Source organism: Bacillus sp. SIMBA_026, from assembly GCF_046535335.1.
Classification (GTDB): domain Bacteria; phylum Bacillota; class Bacilli; order Bacillales; family Bacillaceae; genus Bacillus; species Bacillus velezensis.
In genome coordinates, this window is the sequence record NZ_JAWRWX010000263.1 from 1 (window position 1) to 261 (window position 261).

General features: G+C 66.3%; 1 protein-coding gene. It reads left to right on the forward strand.

Features of this window, described 5'->3' with window-relative positions:
- On the forward strand, positions 1-261 hold a 261-nt coding region (locus tag SB847_RS21415; protein WP_410578677.1), incomplete at both ends, for a hypothetical protein.

Here is a 261-nt window from a genome sequence, read left to right on the forward strand (position 1 = left end):
GCATGACCACCGCCGTCACAGCCGTGCCGGGAAGCTCATGCGAACCTCCGGCGGGATTCAACGCCCGGGCTGAACTCGATGAACTCAACGAACTCCCGTTGCGCCAAGCCACGTTGGAAGTGGACCTAGGCAGGTTGCTTGCGCTGCGCAGGCGGGCCGTGACCGCGCAAGAACCAGCCACGGGCAGTCCAGCCCGAGACCGCGTCGTGGTCGAGTTCCGTGATCCGGAGCAGCTCGCGGAGGAGCTTGCCTCCTACGGTC